The sequence below is a fragment of the Streptomyces sp. P17 genome (genome assembly GCF_032436805.1).
Lineage (GTDB): Bacteria > Actinomycetota > Actinomycetes > Streptomycetales > Streptomycetaceae > Streptomyces.
Genome location: NZ_JAVRBF010001554.1, coordinates 1 through 232 on the forward strand (window position 1 = coordinate 1; position 232 = coordinate 232).

The 232-nt window shown below is 48.7% G+C and carries 1 protein-coding gene; it reads left to right on the top strand.

What is annotated here, in order from left to right; translation table 11 throughout:
- Positions 1 to 45 precede the first annotated feature (45 nt).
- On the top strand, positions 46 to 232 hold a 187-nt coding region (locus RMT89_RS45660; protein WP_315889639.1), incomplete at its 3' end, for a hypothetical protein.

Consider the following 232-nt stretch of genomic DNA (forward strand, 5'->3'; position numbering starts at 1 on the left):
GACCAGTATTGAACAGCTAGAACGCGAATTGCAGGGATACGTAAAATGAGCCAGTTAAGTTATATGGAAAAGCTGTTGGATGGGGAAGAGGTGGAGTTCAAGCGTCTTGTCGACGTCGTGCGCATCAAGAATGGCAAGGATCACAAATCGCTTGGGGATGGCTCGTTTCCAGTTTATGGCTCCGGTGGAGTCATGCGATATGCTGATACTTACGCTTACGACAAGCCTTCGG